Below are 15454 nucleotides of genomic sequence, written 5' to 3' on the forward strand. Positions count from 1 at the left end.
CCGATTTGTGCAACAAAGCCATCTTGTAGGCACAGAGAATGACCAGCCTTGTCAGATGGCACAGGTTACGGCACAGTCGCTGTCACATTGCGGAGTCGAACGGGAGTCGCCCCAAGAAGGTCTCATAATTTCAATGACTTGAGATCAGGTCTCCGGCCCCTACCGCCGGAGCCAAATAATTGAAGGGCTTAGAGGGTAAAACCTCTAGGCCTTTTTCTTTGGGGGAACATCGGGGGAACATAGATTGCCCGCTAGTGCGGCTTCGCGTGACCCGATCTAGTCTCGCTCAGCGAGCCGAGCAAAAACCGGTGAACGTATCGCGAGAAAGAAAAATGAGTGATCTATAAACCGCGTTGCGGTAGCGTCATCACAAATTCGGCTCTCGCTCCCAACGAAGCGCCCTGCCATGACACTCGTTTACCGTTAGGATAATCCATGAAGATTTTGATCACCCAGATTGCCCGTCAACAGGGCGACACTTTCGACACGATTCTTGTCACCGGCGAGACGAAGAATGGCGACATAGTAGGAACATTTCAGATTTCACAGAAGGTTCATACTGGGGCCCCTCTACCGGATAACCTTCAAGAAACCATCGATGGTCGAGCACAGGGGCTGCTAACGGAGTAGCGCATTTCGCACTGTCGATGGCTGCCACTCACCCCCCTAGCCGTCGCCACGCCCAGCGTGTTCAACTCATCCGCAATCGCCTGCAAGCTAGCGCCTACCGCCTTGCGGTCTGACCTGCCCCCCCGCGCAATCACTCACCGTAATGTAGAGTCTGCGCCACTTGCACTGCTCCCCAACGCTGGACCGCCGGAAGCTGGATTTTTCCGGCTTTTCACGATGACGGGCTGGTGGCGCCATCGGGATAGTGCATGGCGATCGGGGCGTTGTATCCGATCGCGCTGTGGGGGCGGTCTTCGTTGTAGTGTTTACCACTGCCCGGCAGGCGATTGCGAAGCAATCTGCCGAGAGGGGCCAATCTTCTAACTTTTCACGGGCGGCGGTCAGGCTCATGAACCAGTGGGCGTTCAGACATTCTGCTCGGAGCTTGCTGTTGAAGGTGAGGAGGGATCAGGCAACAGTCCGGGGGACTGTTGGCCCCGACGCAAGATGAAACCATTGTCCGTCTGCTTGCCTGGCCTTGAGAAGTCCAGCGTGACGTCGTTGGCATATGCCCACAGGTCCAGATCGCGGGAGATAAATTCGCTGCCGTTGTCGACCCGTATGGTGTTCGGGTAGCCAATCATGGCGCAAACACCTTCCAGCGTCTGAACCACGTCCGCGCGGCGATAGCTGAACCGCGGATTTACGACCGGGCAGAACCGCGAATGCGTGTCGACCACGGTCAGGATCCTCAGCTTCTTGCCCATGGCGAGCTGGTCATGGACGAAGTCCATCGCCCAGACATCGTTCGGTCCGGCGGCTTCTTCCCGGTCCTCTCGCAGCTTGGCTTTCACGCGCCGCTTCGGGTGTTTATTCCGCAGCTGCAGACCCAACTCATTGTAAATCCTACGCGTCTTCTTGATATTGATCGTCCAACCCTCTCGCCGGAGCAAAACATGGACGCGCCGGTAGCCATACCGGACACGCGTCTCGCAGATCTCCCTGATCCGCATCTCGACAGCAGCCTGATCCGTGCGCCGGGACTTGTAGTGGTAGCTGGAGGTGTCGAAACGGACGGCCCCACAAGCCCTCCTGATCGACCCGCCCCAGTCGATGCACATCCCGGTGACGAGCTCGCGAAAACGGCCAGGCTTCAGAGCTTTCGCCGGATCACGTCCTGCAACATCTCGCGGTCAAGCGTCAGGTCAGCGACGGTTGTTCGGGGAGAATAGTCCCCCGGACTGTTCGCTGATTCCTCCAACTCTTCAGCCGTGTGTTCTCATCTTCCAAAGCCTTCAACCGGCGCATCTCGTCCGGCAGCAGGCCGCCATATTTGTTTGGCGGGAAAACCGTTCACTGCACGCTTTTCTTTATCCGCCTGCACTCCAGTTGAAGTCGATCGCTTGGCCCCCTCTCGGGATCATGCTGCGCATGACCCTGCCGGGCAGCGGACAGGCACAATTGGATCGCCGCAGATCTGCTTTTGATCTTGACCCCGGTACGGCTTCGTATTCCAAGCATCCCATGGCACAGGCACAGCTTTCCATCGACCTCGCCGCGATCCGCGCCAACTGGCGCGCGCTCGCTGATTTTTCCACCGGCGAAGCCGCCGCCGTGGTCAAGGCCAACGGCTATGGCCTTGGCATTGGCCGCGTCGGCCCGGCACTGGCCGCCGAAGGCGCGCGGCGCTTCTTCGTCGCCATGACCGACGAGGGCGTGACGTTGCGCCGCGTCCTTGGCCCCGGCCCCGAGATCAACATTCTTGGTGGCCACATGGCAGGCGATGCGGATCAGATCCGCGATGCCGATCTGACGCCGATGCTCAATTCCATCGACCAGATGCTGCGCCATGTCGAGGCGCTGCCGGGGCATCCCTTTGGCGTCCAGCTTGACAGCGGCATGAACCGGCTGGGCATGGAACCGGCCGAATGGGCCGCCCTGCGCGACATCGCGCTGGCCCAGTCGCCGCGCCTGCTGATGTCGCATCTTGCCTGCGCCGACGAGCCAGATCATGGCATGAACGCCTTTCAGCTGCGCACCTTCCGCGAGATGACCGATGGCACCGGCGTGCCGCGCTCGTTGGCGGCGACGGGCGGTATCCTGCTGGGCCCCGACTATCATTTCGAACTGACCCGCCCCGGCATCGGCATGTACGGCGGCATGCCCTTTGCCGATGCGCTGCCGGTGGCGACGCTGGCACTGCCGGTGATCCAGACCCGCGACGTCTCGCCCGGCGAGGCGGTGGGCTATGGCAATGCATGGGTCGCGCGGGTGCCGACAAGGGTGGCGACGATCTCGGCGGGCTATGCCGATGGCATCCACCGGGCGCTGGCCGCCAAGGGCTATCTCTGGGCAGGAAATTCCCGTTGCAAGATCCTTGGGCGGGTGTCGATGGACCTGATCACCGTCGATGTCACCGCGTTGGAGCAAGTGCCCGATGCGCTGCACCTGCTTGGCCCGAAACAGGGCGTCGATGCGGTGGCCGACGCCATCGGCACCATCGGCTACGAGGTGCTGACCGGGCTCGGCAGCCGCTATGCCCGGACCTATACCGGCGCATGAGCCCAACCCTGCCTCTTGCGCTGCTGGGCCGCGCCGTGCTGACGGCGCTGGCCTCGGCGGGGCGCGTCGCCATCTTTGCAGGGCAGGCGCTGGCGCATATCGTCAAGCCGCCGCTCTATCCGCGTGAGATCGCGCTGGCGCTGCTGCATGTCGGCTGGCTGTCGCTGCCGGTGGTCGGGCTGACGGCGATCTTTACCGGTGCGGCGCTGGCGCTGCAGATCTATTCCGGCGGCGCGCGCTTCAGCGCCGAGGCCGTGGTGCCGCAGATCGTCGCCATTGGCATGGTGCGCGAACTGGGGCCTGTGCTGGTTGGGCTGATGATCGCGGCGCGGGTGACATCGAGCATCGCCGCCGAGATCGCCACCATGAAGGTCACCGAACAAATCGACGCGCTGACCACCCTGTCGACCAACCCGATGACCTATCTTGTCGCGCCGCGCCTGCTGGCGGCGCTGATCACCGTGCCGCTGCTGGTGGCCTGCGGCGATGTGATCGGCATCATGGGCGGCTATCTGGTGGCGACAAAATCGCTGGGCTTCAACCCGGCCGCCTATCTGGTCAACACCATAAGCTTTCTCGAACCGCTGGATATCCTGTCCTCACTTGCCAAGGGCTGCGCTTTTGGTGGCATCGCGGCGCTGATGGGCTGCTATTTCGGCATGAATTCGGGGCGAGGTGCGCAGGGCGTGGGCCGCGCCACCAAAGGGTCGGTCGAAGCCGCTGCCGTGCTGATCCTTGCCGCCAACTTCGTGCTGACGGGGCTGTTCTTCTCGCTATGATCTGCATGTCGTCTACACCAGAAGGGCTAGCGCCATGATCCTGCTGAACGGCGTCCGGAAAGCCTTTGGCGACAAGCAGGTATTGCGCTGCGTCGATCTGCATGTGGCCAAGGGCACCTCGATGGTGATCATCGGCGGCTCTGGCACCGGCAAATCGGTGCTGCTCAGGTGCATCCTTGGGCTGGTGGAGCCCGACGCGGGGACCATCGCCGTCGATGGCCACGACATCCATGAGGGCGACCGCGACGCCTTTCTGGCCCGTTTCGGCATGCTGTTTCAGGGCGCCGCGCTGTTCGATTCGCTCAGCGTCTGGCAGAACGTCGCCTTTCGCCTGCTGCGCGGCTCGCTGCGCCGTCCCAAGGCCGAAGCGCGCGAGATCGCCATCGAAAAGCTGCGCCGCGTCGGGCTGACGCCGGATGTGGCCGATGCCTTTCCGGCCGAGCTGTCGGGCGGCATGCAAAAGCGCGTCGGGCTTGCCCGCGCCATTGCCGCCGACCCCGAGATCATCTTTTTCGACGAACCGACCACCGGGCTTGACCCGATCATGGCCGGGGTGATCAATGATCTGATCCGCGAGATCGTCACCGAGATGGGCGCCACCGCGATCACCATCACCCATGACATGAGTTCGGTGCGCGCCATTGCCGATACCGTCGCCATGCTGCACGAAGGCAGCGTCAAGTGGACAGGCCCGGTGGCCCGGATGGACGCCGCGCCCGATCCCTATCTGCAACAATTCATCCACGGGCGCGCCACCGGCCCGATTGCCGCCGTGAGGTAACCCGATGTTCGAACCCAGCCCCCTGCTGCTCGCCTTCCTGATCTTCAAGCGCTTTGTCTTTCTGGAACTGATCGCCGCGCTGGCGCTGGTGCGGGTGCTGCGCGCCTCTGGCCCATCGCGCCTTGCCGCTCTGGTGGCGCTGGTGCTGGCGGTGCTGGGCTGCGCGGTGCTGCTGGCACCGATGGCGGGCACGCCGCAAGGGGCGCTTTACGCCTCGGCGGCGCGGCTGATGGCAATGGGCAGCGGCATGATCCCCCTGCTGGTGCCATCGCTCTTTCTGGCGATCAGCGCCTACCTGCCGCGCCGCGACCAGCGCGGCCTCGACTTTGCCCATATCGCCCTGCTGTGGCTGCTCATCGGGTTGTGGATCGCCAGCCGGTTCTTATGAACATGACCGCCTTTCGCAAGAGCCGTCTCGACGTGCTCAGGGTCGCGAATCTGGCGCTTTTGCTGCTCTATCCGGTGGCATGGGCTGCGCCCTTGATGCGCGCCGGGCTGCTGCCGCTGTTCGGCCTGCACGAAATCAGCGTGCTGAGCGGCATTGCCGCGCTGTGGCAAAGCGATGCGGCGCTGGCGATGCTTGTGGCGCTGCTGGCGCTGATCGTGCCGTGGACCAAGACGCTGACGCTCAGCCTCGTGCAATCAGGCAAACTGCCACGCCGTCTGCTGCCCTTGCTGGGGGTGCTGAACAAGCTGGCGATGGCCGATGTGTTCCTCGTGGCGGTCTACATCACCCTAGCCAAGGGCATCGGTGTCGGGCGGATCGAAACCGCGTGGGGGCTGTATCTGTTCACCGGCTGCATCCTTGCGTCGCTGGCCATCTCCTGGGCGGAAACGCGCAGAGGCTGATCTGACCGTCGCAACATTTCGGGCCTGAGGCCCCCCCCCGCCCTGCCCTTGGCGAGGACGTAAGGTCAAAAAAATTTCCGAGTTATGCACCCTTTGGCATATAATGATGGGTAAGCATTGGTTCGGTTATATTGTTTTGCAGGGGGTACACATCATGACGTCATCGTTTCGCGACGCTGGGCTGGCCATCCAGTTCGTCATGCAAAGGCTCGCTTTTGTTCTGATCATCGCTCTTGGGGTCGGGCTGTCGGCCTATTGCCTGTCCGCCGCATTCGAGCTGGTGCCATGGCTGGTCCTGCCGTTGCAATTTGGCGAGACCGTCTATGTGAATGCAGGAAAATGGCTGCAACTCACCCTTGCGGCGCTGGCCTTCGGGCTGATGTTCTTCTTGCCCAGCAACCGCCGGATCATGGCGCTCGAGACCTCGCATCGCAAGTTTCACATGACCATGCGCGATGTCGCCAAGGCCTACGCCGCCGCGCACCGCGCCGACCGCGAGGGCGTTTTTACCCTGTCCTCGGAATTCGATTCGGTGCGCGAGCGCATCGCCTTTCTGCGCGACCACCCCGATCTTGGCGATCTGGAACCCTCGGTGCTCGAAGTTGCCGCGCAGATGAGCCATGTCTCACGCGAACTGGCCCAGACCTATTCCGACAGCAATCTGGCGCGGGCGCGCGATTTTCTTACCGCCCGCCAGCAGGAGATCGACGATTTCAACGACCGCCTTGCCGAGGCCAAGGCGGTCGCGACCGAGATCCGCCAGTGGCACATGCAGGTGTCGCTTGAAGAAGACATCGGCGCGGCGCAGCTGGCCCGGCTCCGCGAAGAGCTCGTGGAAATCCTGCCCGAGATCCTTCCCGAAGCCGCCCCAACCACAGCGGCCGAGCCCGGCCCCCACGCCCCCGAACCCTCGATGCCCGAGCAAACAGCGGCAGCGCGCGAGCCGCGCGTGGTCGCGATGAACCCGCGTCAGGCGGCGGAATGACCTCGATCGCCGCCAGCTGATCACCATCGCGGGGGCGGCGCTCCTGTCGGCGTGCCACGCCTTGCGCCTGCCGGGCGCGCGGGCCATGTAGGCGGCATGGCGCGCGTACAATCGAATTTCATCTGTCAATCCTGCGGCAATGCCACCTCGAAATGGTCGGGGCGGTGCGAGGCCTGCGGCGAATGGAACTCCATCGTCGAGGAGGCACCGGTCTCTGCCGGACCTCCGGGCAAGGCGCTTGGCAACAGCCGCGGGCGCAGCGCCAAGCTCACCGACCTGTCGCAATCCGAAGCCCCGCCGCCGCGCACCTCCTGCGGCATGGACGAGCTCGACAGGGTGCTCGGCGGCGGGCTGGTGCCCGGCTCGGCGATCCTTGTGGGCGGCGATCCGGGGATCGGCAAATCGACGCTGCTACTACAGGCGGCGGCGGCCTTTGCCGGGGCCGGGCTCAAGGTGATCTATGCCAGCGGCGAAGAGGCCAGCGCGCAGGTGCGGATGCGCGCCAAGCGGCTCGGGCTGGATCAGGCGCCGGTCAAGCTGGCCAACGAAACCAACCTGCGCGACATCCTCGCCACGCTGGAAGAAGAGCGCCCGGCGCTGACCATCATCGATTCGATCCAGACCATGTGGGCCGATAATGTCAGCAGCGCGCCCGGCTCTGTCGGGCAGGTACGCGCCGCCGCGCATGAGCTGACCAGTTTTGCCAAGGCGCGCGGCTGCAGCGTCATCATGGTGGGCCACGTCACCAAGGACGGCCAGATCGCCGGCCCGCGCGTTGTCGAGCACATGGTCGACACGGTGCTGTATTTCGAAGGAGAGCGCGGCCACCAGTTCCGCATCCTGCGCAGCGTCAAAAACCGCTTTGGCCCCGCCGACGAGATCGGCGTGTTCGAGATGACCGGCGGCGGACTGCGCGAGGTGCTCAACCCCTCGGCGCTGTTCCTGTCGGAACGTGGCACCCCTGCCCCCGGTTCGGTGGTGTTTTCCGGCATCGAGGGCACGCGCCCGGTGCTGGTGGAATTTCAGGCGCTGGTGGCCCCGACCCCGCAGGCGCAGCCGCGCCGCACGGTTGTCGGCTGGGACGGCGGGCGGCTGGCGATGATCCTTGCGGTGCTCGAGGCGCGCTGCGGCATTCCCTTTGCCGGGCTCGACGTTTACCTCAACGTCGCCGGCGGCATGAAGGTCAGCGAACCGGCCGCCGATCTGGCCGTCGCCGCAGCCCTGCTGTCGGCGCGAGAAGACGTCGCACTGCCCCCCGAAACGGTTGTATTCGGAGAAATATCGCTCTCCGGGGCGCTCCGCCCGGTCGGTCAGACCGAAAACAGGTTGAAAGAGGCGCAGAAACTTGGTTTCACGACTGCGATTCTGCCCCGCGGCGGAAAAGCCAAGGGCGGGGGCATGAGCCTGACCGAAATGCCCGACCTTGCAACGGTCGTGGGCGAAGTATTCGGCGCCGGTTGAGGCGCACAGTAAAAGAGACAGGACCGGGATCGGATGGAAGGTTTTACTGCAGTTGACGGCGTCGTCGCCATCGTCATCGTGCTGTCGGCGTTGCTGGCATATTCGCGGGGCATCGTGCGCGAAGCCCTCGCCATCGCCGGATGGGTCATCGCCGCCATCCTTGCCTATATCTTTGCACCGCAGGTGCAGCCGCTGGTGCAAGAAGCGCCGGTGATCGGCGAATTCCTGACCGACAGCTGCGAGCTGGCGCTGATCGCGGGCTTTGCCGCGGTGCTGGCGCTGGCGCTCGTGGTGGTGTCGCTGTTCACCCCGGTGTTTTCGAGCGTGGTGCAACGCTCGGCGCTTGGCGGGCTGGATCAGGCGCTTGGCTTTCTGTTCGGCGTGGCGCGCGGCGTGCTGCTGGTCGCGGTCGCCTTCTTTGTCTACCAGACGGTGATCACCGCGCAGGATGTCGCGATGATCGACGATTCACGCTCAGCGATGGTTTTCTCTCAATTCACCGACAAGATCGAAGACCAGAACCCTGAGCAGGCGCTTGGCTGGGTCACCCGCCAGTACGAAGAATTGGTCTCTGTGTGTCAGGCCCCCGCCGATATCTGATCCCGCCCTTGCGCGGATGTTGAGCAGGCGCGGCGCAAGCCGCGCCTTTTTCGTATCCCCAACCCCTTGTTGCGCCTCAAAACAAGGGAAAGTGTAACAAACTTGTATCGCCAAAGCGCGATCCTTCCGTGACACTGGCGCGTCATGCCAGTATGTGGGGGCAACCCTCCTCAATACCGGATTCGGAGCTGCACTTGTCCGAGCGCCAGATGCCCCCCGCCAACCCTTTCGATTTCGACGCGATCGACGGGGACAAGCTACATGAAGAATGCGGCGTTTTCGGCGTGATCGGTGTGACCGACGCGGCGAATTTCGTCGCGCTTGGCCTGCACGCCCTTCAGCACCGAGGTCAGGAAGCCGGGGGCATCGTCTCCTACGCGCCTGAACACGGCTTCAACTCGGCCCGCCGCTTCGGCTACGTCCGCGACAACTTTACCAAGCAGTCGCTGATGGAAACCCTGCCCGGCGCGCTTGCCATCGGCCATGTGCGCTATTCCACCGCCGGATCGAAGGCGGCGGTGATCCGCGACGTGCAGCCGTTCTTTGGCGAATTCTCGATGGGCGGCGCGGCGATTGCCCATAACGGCAATATCACCAACGCCGTCGCCCTGCGCCGCGAGCTGATCGAACGCGGCTCGATCTTCCAAAGCTCGTCGGACAGCGAATGCATCATCCACCTGATGGCGCGCTCACTGCAACGCGACATCCCCTCGCGCATGGAAGACGCGCTGCGCCGCGTCGAAGGCGCGTTCAGCATCGTCGCCATGACCCGCACCAAGCTGATCGGCGTGCGCGATGCGCTTGGCGTGCGCCCGCTGGTGCTGGGCAAGGTGGCCGACGGCTGGTGCCTGTCGTCCGAAACCTGCGCGCTCGACATCATCGGCGCCGAATATGTCCGCGAGATCGAGCCGGGCGAGATGGTGGTGATCACCGACAAGGGTGTCGAAAGCTCGCATCCGTTCCGCTCGAAAAGCTCGCGGTTCTGCATCTTCGAACATGTGTATTTCTCGCGCCCCGATTCCATCATCGGCGGCCGGTCGGTCTATGAAACCCGCCGTCAGATCGGGGTCGAGCTGGCCCGCGAAGCGCCTGTCGAGGCGGATCTGGTCTGCCCGGTGCCCGACAGCGGCACGCCAGCGGCCATCGGATTTGCCCATGAGTCCGGCATCCCCTACGGCATGGGGATCATCCGCAACCAGTACATGGGCCGGACCTTCATCGAACCCACCGAGCAGATCCGCAACATGGGCGTGCGTCTCAAGCTCAACGTCAATCGTGCGCTGATCCGCGGCAAGCGGGTAATCCTGGTCGACGATTCGGTGGTGCGCGGCACCACCTCGCGCAAGATCAAGGAGATGATCCTTGATGCCGGCGCCGCCGAGGTCCACTTCCGCATCGCTTCGCCGCCCACGGCCTGGCCGTGCTTTTACGGCGTCGACACACCGCAGCGCGAAAAGCTGCTGGCCGCGACCATGTCCGAAGACGAGATGCGCGAACATCTCGGGGTGGATTCGCTGAAATTCATCTCGCTCGACGGTCTGTACCGCGCGGCGGGCGAAGCGTCGGGCCGCAACAGCGCCTGCCCGCAATATTGCGACGCCTGCTTCTCGGGAGAATATCCGGTCGAGCCGGCGGACATGATCGAAAAGGGCTTCAAGCTCAAAGCCGCCGAATAAAGACGCGGGCGGTTCGGCGAAGGGATTGCCCCCTCGCCGAGCACGCCCGCAGCTTTGCCATCCACGCTCTGGTCGCCCGATTGGCGCGTGATGCGCTGTTGCCGCTTTGCAAGCCAGCGACATCACGCGTGGCCACCTCGCAATCGATCCGGCGCAGGATCGGCCTCTGCCCCTACACGGGTTGACGCCGATCCGCCACTTCCCAGCCAAGCTGGTCGACCTCCACAGAGCAAGTTACCCTGCGCCTTAGGCAGGTCTTCGCTGCCCTGCGCGCGTCTTTCCGCTGATACTGCCGCGCTCACGCGGGGGTGATTGCCGCACATCTTTCGCCGGCGCCTCAGGCCGAATACCCCCGCGGCAGCGACGACATATCGAGGCGAAATAGACCAACATGACCAATCCGCGAACCCCCGACGCCGTGGCGCGCACCGCCACGGTCAGTGCCGATATTCCCTCGCGTGGCATCATTCTTCTGGGCACATTCGGCAGCGAAAGCGCCCCCCGGGCGCTACTGCGGCTGCCCGGCGGCGACACTGCCACCGTCCAGATCGGCAGCCGTGTCGGACGCCAGCAGGTCGTCGCCATCGACGACAGCCGCATCGCGCTTGCGTCAAACGGCCGTGGCAACTGGATGTCGGTGCCGGGCAGCGATTGACAAGCGCGCCGCCGCGCGGCAGATCGCAAGACATGACAGACCATATCGCCCCCGAGAAGATCGCCATCGTCACCGGAGCCTCGCGCGGCCTCGGCTTCGCCCTCGCCGAGGCGCTCGCCCCCGGCCATCATGTGGTTGCGGTGGCCCGCACCATGGGCGGGCTCGAGGATCTCGATGACCGGATCAAGGCACGGGGCGGCAGCGCCACACTAGCACCGATGGACATCACCAATGCCGACGCAATGGCGCAGCTTTGCCGGTCGGTGTTCGATCGCTGGGGCGGCGCGGCGCTCTGGGTGCATACGGCGATCCACGCGGCGCCGCTGGCGCCGGCAAGCCATATTGACGTCAAGGACTGGGAACGCTCGATTGCCACCAACCTGACCGCAATGGGGCACCTGATTCCCTACATGGCCCCGCTGCTCGGCTCACAGGGGCGCGCGCTCTTTTTTGAAGACGACCATGCGGGCGAAAAATTCTACGCCCATTACGGGACAACCAAATCAGCCCAGATTGCGCTCTGCCGTTCCTTTGCTGCGGAAAGCCTCAAGACCGGGCCCAAAGTCGATATTCTCAGCCCCCGTCCGATGCACACGGCCACCCGCCAACGCTTCTTCCCCGGTGAGGACAAGACGAAACTTGCCTCGCCCTTCGAAGAAGCCAGCCGACTGCTGGGACAGACCGGCCTTCTCTGACCAGAAAGCCCGCGCCTGCCCGCCATGCCGGATGCCTCCGGCGGGGATATTTAGGGCCAGAAGAAACCCATGGTAGTGCCAGAGTGCCCGAGCTTCTTCTGGCTTGAAGTATCCCGGGGGGAGCGCGCTCCGGCGCGCGAGGGGGCAGCGCCCCCATTTCGGGGCTCGCAACAAGCCCCTACGCTTGCCGATCCGCGCCACATTTCCTATTGAGACGGAAAGACAGGGGCATTCATGCGCATTCTCATTACCAACGACGACGGCATCAACGCTCCGGGCCTCGCCATCCTTGAAGCGATCGCACAGGAACTCGCCGGCCCGGATGGCGAAGTCTGGACCGTTGCCCCAGCGTTCGAGCAATCCGGCGTCGGTCATTGCATCAGCTACACCCACCCGATGATGGTGTCGGAAATGGCCCCCCGTCGCTGGGCGGCGGAGGGCAGCCCGGCCGATTGCGTTCTTGCCGGGATCCACGATGTACTGAAGGGCACGCCTCCCGATCTGGTGTTGTCCGGCGTCAACCGCGGCAACAATTCAGCAGAGAACGCGCTTTATTCCGGCACGCTTGGCGGTGCGATGGAGGCGTCGCTTCAGGGACTTCCCGCGATCGCTTTGTCACAATATCTCGGGCCCCGCACGCGCGGGCTCGAAAACCCGTTCGAAGCGGCGGCGGCGCATGGTACGCGAGTGATCCGGCAGATCCTTGCAACCCCTGCCGACGACCATCCCTACAGGTTGTTCTGGAACGTCAACTTCCCGCCGGTGCCTGCCGCGGAGGTGCTCGACACCCGGCTGGTCCCCATGGGCAAGCGGATCGGCACCAGCTTTGGCACCGAGGCACAGCTTTCGCCATCGGGGCGGAGGTTCCTGTGGATCCGCGGCGGCGACCAGCGCAGCCCGTCGACGCCCGGCTGTGATGCCGAGGTCAATCTTGAGGGCTACATCTCGGTCACGCCGATGCGCGCTGATCTGACCGCTCATGACATGCTCCCCGCGCTGAAAGACGTCTGGGAATGAGTTTTGACGCCGATGCCAAGATGCAGTTGCTCTACGCGTTGCGCTCTCATGGCGTGACCGAGGAGCCTGTGCTGCACGCGATGGAGCGCATCGACCGCGGCGCCTTTGTCAACAGCTACTTCCCCGAGCGGGCCTATGACGACGTGCCGTTGCCCATCCCCTGCGGGCAGACCATCTCGCAGCCATCGGTGGTGGGGCTGATGACGCAGGCGCTGAAACTGACCGGGCGCGAGAAGGTGCTCGAGATCGGCACCGGTTCGGGGTATCAGGCGGCGATCCTCAGCCAGCTGGCGCGCCGGGTCTATACGGTGGATCGCCACCGCCGCCTTGTCGCCCAAGCGCGCGAGGTGTTCGATGCGCTGGACCTTGCCAACATCACCGCTTTTACCGCCGATGGCAGTTTCGGTCTGCCAGATCAGGCTCCGTTCGACCGCATTCTTGTCACCGCCGCCGCCGAAGACCCTCCTGGCCCGCTCTTGGCGCAGTTGCGGGTCGGCGGTATCATGGTGGTGCCGGTGGGCCAGTCCGACGCCGTCCAGAGCCTGATCCGGGTCACCCGCACCGAAAACGGCTTTGAATATGACGAACTGCGCCCGGTACGGTTCGTTCCACTTGTCGAGGGTCTTGCAAAGGACAGCTAGGCTCGGCCACCATTTCAGGCGACGTCCCAGCCACAAGGGGCGCGTCGACAGATTTTGAGGGATAGTTCGAGATGACCAGGACCTGCCGCGTCTTTCACCTTTCGACGCCGCTTGCTGCCCTTGCGCTGCTTGCGGCCTGTGACCAGCCGCTCGACTACGACATGCGGGGCCGCATGGGTGGCTCTGTCGACACCAGCCAGGCCGCGCTTGCCGCGATTTCAAGCCGGCCTGAGCCTGATGAGCGCGGGCTGATCTCTTATCCGAATTATCAGGTCGTCGTGGCGCACAACGGCGACACGGTGACAGAGGTTGCCAACCGCATCGGCCTGCCCCCCGGAGAGCTGGCCCGCTATAATGGCGTCCAGCCACAGGACGGCCTGCGCGCCGGAGAAGTCCTTGCACTGCCAAGCCGGGTGTCATCCGCCACGAGCGTGGCGACGCCGCTTGCAACGCCCTCGAGCACGACCTCCCCGATGCGCTCGGCCGGATCGGTCGACATCAGCACGCTTGCCAGCACCGCCATCGACAACGCCCCCACCCCTTCTCGGACCGCCGCGACGCCCACGCCGATTCAGGGCGGGGTCGAGCCGGTGCGCCATCAGGTGAGCCGCGGCGAGACCGCCTATACCATCGCCCGGCTCTACAACGTGACACCGCGCTCGCTGGCAGACTGGAACGGGTTGGATTCAAGCCTGTCGGTGCGCGAAGGCCAGTATCTGCTGATCCCGGTGGTCGAACAGGGCAGCCGGACGGCGACCACCAACACCACGGTACCGGGTGCGGGATCGCCGACGCCGCAGCCGCCCTCTTCGACGCGGCCGCTGCCTGATGACCAGCCGTCGATCGCCGCAAGCTCTGCCGCCGCAGCCACGGTCACGGCGCAGCCGGTGGCAGACATCGGCCAATCCAAGGCCGCACCATCGACGACGGCGATGGCAATGCCGGTGGATGGCAACATCATCCGCGACTATGCCAAGGGCAAGAACGAGGGCATCGACATTTCGGCAGCGCCGGGCACATCGGTCAAAGCCGCGGCAAGCGGAACCGTGGCAGCGATCACCACCAACACCGAGAACGTGCAGATCCTCGTGATCCGCCACCCGGACGATTTGCTGTCGATCTACACCCATATTGACGGCCTGAGCGTCGTCAAAGGCGATGCGGTCAGCCGCGGCCAGACCATCGGCAAGGTGCGGGCGGGCGATCCCAGCTTCCTGCATTTCGAGGTGCGCAAGGGCTTTGACAGCGTCGATCCGATGGACTTCCTGCGCTGAGGCCGGGCGCAGGATTTCTCGCGTTAGAATCCTGCGCGCCCCGCCCGACCGAAGATTAGTCGGGCGGAGAATCTTCTAGAGTTGCACACCCCTGCGTCCGGCAAGATCAACGAAATACTGCCACGCCACCCGCCCAGAGCGGGCACCGCGCGTTGCCTGCCATTCGATGGCCTCTGCCCGCAGCGTCTCGTCGTCGATCTCGACGCCATGCTCATCGCAATAGCCACGGATCATCGCGAGATATTCATCCTGCGAACAGGGATGAAAGCCCAGCCACAGCCCGAACCGGTCGGACAGCGACACTTTTTCTTCGACCGCCTCGCTGGGGTTGATCGCGGAAGAGCGCTCGTTTTCGATCATGTCTCGCGGCATCAGGTGGCGCCGGTTCGACGTGGCGTAGAACAGCACATTGTCGGGCCGCCCTTCGATGCCACCGTCCAGCACCGCCTTCAGGCTCTTGTAATGCTGGTCGTCATGGCTGAACGACAGGTCATCGCAGAACAGCACGAAGCGCTTGTCTGATGCCCGCAGCAGGTTCAGCAGGCGCGCCACCGAGCCAAGATCTTCGCGCTGCAATTCCACCAGCTTCAGATCATGGCCCTGATCGCGCACCTCGGCGCAGATCGCCTTGACGAGGCTGGATTTGCCCATCCCCCGTGCGCCCCAGAGCAGCGCGTTATTTGCCGGCAGCCCGCGGGCGAATTGCGCGGTATTGGCCAACAGCGTGTCGCGGGAGCGATCAATGCCCAGCAGCAGCGACAGTGCAACGCGGCTGATCTTGTTCACCGGTTGCAGCCGGTCCGGGTCGACCTGCCAGACAAACGCCTCGGCCTCGTCGAAATCCGGGGCCCCCAGCGGCGCCGGAGCCAT

The 15454-nt window shown here is 64.1% G+C and carries 16 protein-coding genes and 1 pseudogene; 15 read left to right on the top strand and 2 right to left on the bottom strand.

What is annotated here, in order from left to right:
* The first annotated feature begins 435 nt into the window (after positions 1-435).
* Positions 436-630, top strand: coding sequence for a hypothetical protein (locus tag KO516_RS23125; protein WP_216006152.1), 195 nt, complete (start codon positions 436-438; stop codon positions 628-630).
* Between the two features lie 211 nt (positions 631-841).
* Here the strand turns inward: KO516_RS23125 and KO516_RS23130 are convergent.
* Positions 842-1944, bottom strand: a pseudogene (locus KO516_RS23130) (IS3 family transposase); the annotation flags it as partial.
* Positions 1945-2133: 189 nt separating this feature from the next.
* Between KO516_RS23130 and alr the strand changes: the two are divergent.
* The 14 genes from alr (at position 2134) to KO516_RS23200 (ending at position 14584) form a co-directional block, all read left to right on the top strand.
* Positions 2134-3171: an alanine racemase gene (gene alr, locus KO516_RS23135; RefSeq protein ID WP_216006153.1), complete on the top strand. Its 1038-nt coding sequence runs from the start codon at positions 2134-2136 to the stop codon at positions 3169-3171.
* On the top strand, positions 3168-3950 hold the full coding sequence (locus KO516_RS23140; RefSeq protein ID WP_216006154.1) for an ABC transporter permease: 783 nt from the start codon (positions 3168-3170) through the stop codon (positions 3948-3950). The genes alr and KO516_RS23140 overlap by 4 nt, the downstream gene beginning before the upstream one ends.
* A gap of 34 nt (positions 3951-3984) precedes the next feature.
* The gene (locus tag KO516_RS23145) at positions 3985-4731 is read left to right on the top strand and encodes an ABC transporter ATP-binding protein (protein WP_216006155.1); all 747 of its coding nucleotides are present in this window, start codon (positions 3985-3987) and stop codon (positions 4729-4731) included.
* A 4-nt stretch (positions 4732-4735) separates the two neighbouring features.
* Complete coding sequence (locus KO516_RS23150; protein WP_216006156.1) at positions 4736-5119, top strand: hypothetical protein; 384 nt, start codon at positions 4736-4738, stop codon at positions 5117-5119.
* Positions 5116-5580 carry a paraquat-inducible protein A gene (locus tag KO516_RS23155; protein ID WP_252737864.1) on the top strand — a complete coding sequence of 155 codons (465 nt, stop codon included), beginning with the start codon at positions 5116-5118 and terminating at the stop codon, positions 5578-5580. Before KO516_RS23150 ends, KO516_RS23155 begins: the two co-directional genes overlap by 4 nt.
* A gap of 154 nt (positions 5581-5734) precedes the next feature.
* Positions 5735-6565, top strand: a complete 831-nt coding sequence (locus KO516_RS23160) for a DNA repair protein (protein WP_216006157.1) — start codon at positions 5735-5737, stop codon at positions 6563-6565.
* 96 nt (positions 6566-6661) lie between these two features.
* Entirely contained in the window at positions 6662-8026 is a 1365-nt protein-coding gene (gene radA / locus KO516_RS23165) for a DNA repair protein RadA (protein WP_216006158.1), read from the top strand.
* A gap of 33 nt (positions 8027-8059) precedes the next feature.
* Complete coding sequence (locus KO516_RS23170) at positions 8060-8626, top strand: CvpA family protein (RefSeq protein ID WP_216006159.1); 567 nt, start codon at positions 8060-8062, stop codon at positions 8624-8626.
* Between the two features lie 209 nt (positions 8627-8835).
* Positions 8836-10302 carry an amidophosphoribosyltransferase gene (gene purF, locus KO516_RS23175; protein WP_216006198.1) on the top strand — a complete coding sequence of 489 codons (1467 nt, stop codon included), beginning with the start codon at positions 8836-8838 and terminating at the stop codon, positions 10300-10302.
* A 391-nt stretch (positions 10303-10693) separates the two neighbouring features.
* Positions 10694-10957 carry an amidophosphoribosyltransferase gene (locus KO516_RS23180; RefSeq protein ID WP_216006160.1) on the top strand — a complete coding sequence of 88 codons (264 nt, stop codon included), beginning with the start codon at positions 10694-10696 and terminating at the stop codon, positions 10955-10957.
* Between the two features lie 32 nt (positions 10958-10989).
* On the top strand, positions 10990-11652 hold the full coding sequence (locus KO516_RS23185) for an SDR family oxidoreductase (RefSeq protein WP_216006161.1): 663 nt from the start codon (positions 10990-10992) through the stop codon (positions 11650-11652).
* A gap of 234 nt (positions 11653-11886) precedes the next feature.
* Positions 11887-12669 (top strand): 5'/3'-nucleotidase SurE, encoded by a 783-nt coding sequence (surE, locus tag KO516_RS23190; protein ID WP_216006162.1) that lies wholly within the window; start codon positions 11887-11889, stop codon positions 12667-12669.
* The gene (locus KO516_RS23195) at positions 12666-13310 is read left to right on the top strand and encodes a protein-L-isoaspartate(D-aspartate) O-methyltransferase (RefSeq protein ID WP_216006163.1); all 645 of its coding nucleotides are present in this window, start codon (positions 12666-12668) and stop codon (positions 13308-13310) included. The genes surE and KO516_RS23195 overlap by 4 nt, the downstream gene beginning before the upstream one ends.
* Positions 13311-13381: 71 nt before the next feature.
* On the top strand, positions 13382-14584 hold the full coding sequence (locus KO516_RS23200) for a peptidoglycan DD-metalloendopeptidase family protein (protein WP_216006164.1): 1203 nt from the start codon (positions 13382-13384) through the stop codon (positions 14582-14584).
* A 75-nt stretch (positions 14585-14659) separates the two neighbouring features.
* Here the strand turns inward: KO516_RS23200 and KO516_RS23205 are convergent, their stop codons facing one another.
* On the bottom strand, positions 14660-15454 hold the full coding sequence (locus KO516_RS23205; protein ID WP_216006199.1) for an ATP-binding protein: 795 nt from the start codon (positions 15452-15454) through the stop codon (positions 14660-14662).

The organism is Citreicella sp. C3M06 (assembly GCF_018860705.1).
Taxonomy (GTDB): Bacteria; Pseudomonadota; Alphaproteobacteria; order Rhodobacterales; family Rhodobacteraceae; genus Salipiger.

Bases quoted from the DNA above. Each gene is read 5' to 3' on its own strand.
- KO516_RS23125 (WP_216006152.1), top strand. From the start codon at position 436: ATGAAGATTTTGATCACCCAGATTGCCCGTCAACAGGGCGACACTTTC.
- alr (WP_216006153.1), top strand. From the start codon at position 2,134: ATGGCACAGGCACAGCTTTCCATCGACCTCGCCGCGATCCGCGCCAAC.
- KO516_RS23140 (WP_216006154.1), top strand. From the start codon at position 3,168: ATGAGCCCAACCCTGCCTCTTGCGCTGCTGGGCCGCGCCGTGCTGACG.
- KO516_RS23145 (WP_216006155.1), top strand. From the start codon at position 3,985: ATGATCCTGCTGAACGGCGTCCGGAAAGCCTTTGGCGACAAGCAGGTA.
- KO516_RS23150 (WP_216006156.1), top strand. From the start codon at position 4,736: ATGTTCGAACCCAGCCCCCTGCTGCTCGCCTTCCTGATCTTCAAGCGC.
- KO516_RS23155 (WP_252737864.1), top strand. From the start codon at position 5,116: ATGAACATGACCGCCTTTCGCAAGAGCCGTCTCGACGTGCTCAGGGTC.
- KO516_RS23160 (WP_216006157.1), top strand. From the start codon at position 5,735: ATGACGTCATCGTTTCGCGACGCTGGGCTGGCCATCCAGTTCGTCATG.
- radA (WP_216006158.1), top strand. From the start codon at position 6,662: ATGGCGCGCGTACAATCGAATTTCATCTGTCAATCCTGCGGCAATGCC.
- KO516_RS23170 (WP_216006159.1), top strand. From the start codon at position 8,060: ATGGAAGGTTTTACTGCAGTTGACGGCGTCGTCGCCATCGTCATCGTG.
- purF (WP_216006198.1), top strand. From the start codon at position 8,836: ATGCCCCCCGCCAACCCTTTCGATTTCGACGCGATCGACGGGGACAAG.
- KO516_RS23180 (WP_216006160.1), top strand. From the start codon at position 10,694: ATGACCAATCCGCGAACCCCCGACGCCGTGGCGCGCACCGCCACGGTC.
- KO516_RS23185 (WP_216006161.1), top strand. From the start codon at position 10,990: ATGACAGACCATATCGCCCCCGAGAAGATCGCCATCGTCACCGGAGCC.
- surE (WP_216006162.1), top strand. From the start codon at position 11,887: ATGCGCATTCTCATTACCAACGACGACGGCATCAACGCTCCGGGCCTC.
- KO516_RS23195 (WP_216006163.1), top strand. From the start codon at position 12,666: ATGAGTTTTGACGCCGATGCCAAGATGCAGTTGCTCTACGCGTTGCGC.
- KO516_RS23200 (WP_216006164.1), top strand. From the start codon at position 13,382: ATGACCAGGACCTGCCGCGTCTTTCACCTTTCGACGCCGCTTGCTGCC.
- KO516_RS23205 (WP_216006199.1), bottom strand. From the start codon at position 15,454: ATGGCTCCGGCGCCGCTGGGGGCCCCGGATTTCGACGAGGCCGAGGCG.